General features: G+C 64.9%; 2 protein-coding genes. Both read right to left on the bottom strand.

The genetic code is table 11. The features are described from left to right. Positions 1 to 72 precede the first annotated feature (72 nt). On the bottom strand, positions 73 to 1,131 hold the full coding sequence (locus tag ACOMD9_RS21020) for a TRAP transporter substrate-binding protein (protein WP_421417969.1): 1,059 nt from the start codon (positions 1,129 to 1,131) through the stop codon (positions 73 to 75). Positions 1,132 to 1,576: 445 nt separating this feature from the next. Then, positions 1,577 to 2,077 (bottom strand): MarR family winged helix-turn-helix transcriptional regulator, encoded by a 501-nt coding sequence (locus tag ACOMD9_RS21015; RefSeq protein WP_421417970.1) that lies wholly within the window; start codon positions 2,075 to 2,077, stop codon positions 1,577 to 1,579. Positions 2,078 to 2,168 lie beyond the last annotated feature (91 nt).

Below are 2,168 nucleotides of genomic sequence, written 5' to 3'. Positions count from 1 at the left end.
CGGCGCGGGTCGTCGGGGAATGCATGGTCGGTCGCCCTCCATGTGGCGACAGAATGTGGCGACGGGAAGGACTTACTTGTAGTCGTCGGGCACCAGGTCACCCACGCTCTCTTCCTCGGCGGCAGCGGCGAGCTGCTCGCGGAAGAACTCGATGGCGGCCATGGCATCGACATCGCGGCTCGCGGAGACCGACTCGGCCCACGCCTCGATCATGTCGTCGCTGATCCCGCGCAGGGTCTCGAGGTCGTCGTCGCCGAGCTCGGTGAAGGTGTGGCCCTGCTCCTCGGCGAAGGCGACGCCACGCACGTCGGAGACGTCCATCATGTAGCCGAACAGGCGCGACAGGCGCTCACCGGAGACGGCCTCGACCGCCTCGCGGTCCTCTGCCGACATCTGGTCCCAGATCATCGGGTTGACCACGATGGTGAAGCTGCCGCGATAGAAGCCGCCATCCACCTTGAGGGTGTAGGGGAAGATCTCGGCCACGCGGAAGCTGCGCAGCCCCTCGGGTACCAGCATGGCGCCATCGATGACCCCCTGGGAGCCCGCCTCGTAGACACCGGTGGGGGGCAGGGCCACGCCGGTCAGCTCCAGGGCATTGGAGAGGTCGCCCATCACGCCGCCGCCGACGCGGATGCGCTTGCCCTTCATGTCGTCGAGGGTCTCGTACTGCTCGCTGCTGAAGATCCAGCCCGGGCCGTGCACGCCGGCCGCCACCACGTCGACGCCGCGGTGCTCGCCGGCCTGCTCCAGGTGCTCCAGGTGGGTGCGCCAGTAGGCGGCGGAGGCGTTCTCGGAGGAGAAGTCCTCGAAGGTGGGGAATTCGGGAAGCTTGGTCAGCTCGAAGCGGCCGGTGTTGTAGCCGTGGAAGACCCAGGTGGCATCGGCGATGCCGTCGGCCACCATCTCCATCTGGGAGGCGGGCGGCCCCATGTCGTGAACCACCTCGACGGTCACGCGGCCGTCGGTGGCCTCCTCGATCCAGGATTTCCAGGTCGGCCAGACCATGGTGTTGATGCCGTGGTTGGGGCCGGCCCAGGTGCTGACCGTGATGGTGGTCTGGGCCAGGGCGGATGTGCTCATGATGGCGGCTGTCAGGGTGCCGAGTATCAGGCCTGTTGTCTTGTTCATTGTTCAGTTCCTCCGTCGTCGCGGGCAGCTGGCGGTATCGTCGGGTAGCAGAGAGCGGGGTTTCAGGGCGGCTGATGCGATACATCAAACCTCTTCAAAACACCGCCCAAGGAAACACTTCCCGGCATACAATGCCTTTCCCATGGCCATGAGTGCAACGCCATCACGACCAATAGCTAATACAACTTAAGTAGAATGCATAGAAAATTGTTAAAAAACAATATGATGAAATCACCTCCTGGCACATGGCCCGGCATGCAGTGGACGAGAGCCATCCGGACCCCGGCAGAAAATTACGTTACGTCAGATAGCCTGCAAACAAAAAACCGGCAACACGTTGCTGCCGGCGCTCGGGCAACGCCCGCGCAGGGAGTCGGCAGAAAGGCCCCTGCCCCTGTATAGCCTGTCCCTGTATAGCCTGTCCCTGTATAGAGAGAAGAGAGCCTCAGCCGATACGCTCGAGCTGGCGTTCGAGCTTGCGCATCACGTTGAGCAGGTCGCGATACTCGCCGGCACTCAGGGTGGCCACCAGCTCCGCCTCCCAGGCCTGGGCCTCGGGCACCAGCTCGGCCAGCAGCACCTGGCCCGCCTCGGTGAGGTGCAGGTCGTGCAGCCGCTGGTCCCGTGGCGAGGGCGTTCGGGAGATCAGGCCGCGCTCCTCCAGGGCCTGGATGGCCCGCGACACCCGCGCCTTGTCCATGTTGGTATAGGCGCAGATCTTCTTCGCCGTCAGGTCGTCGCAGTGGCTGAGCCAGGCCAGCACCCGCCACTGGGCCACGTTGAGCTGGTAGCGCTCGGCATAGAGCTCGGCCAGCGCCTGGCTGATCTGGTCCGCCAGGCGGTTGAGCCGATAGGGCAGGAACTGGTTGAGGTCCAGCTCCGCCCTGGGGGCCGACGGCGCCCCCTCACCCCCCGGATGCCTGGCATCGAGTCCGGACTCGTCCATGTTCATCGCAATTCTCCTCGGGCCGCCCTCGCTCGGACGACCATCAATAGAGCAACTGGGGCAGGAACAGCACGATCGCCGGGAACACCAG

It is taken from the genome of Halomonas terrestris (assembly GCF_049166755.1).
Lineage (GTDB): Bacteria > Pseudomonadota > Gammaproteobacteria > Pseudomonadales > Halomonadaceae > Halomonas.
This window is presented reverse-complemented; position numbering and strand designations above follow the sequence as displayed.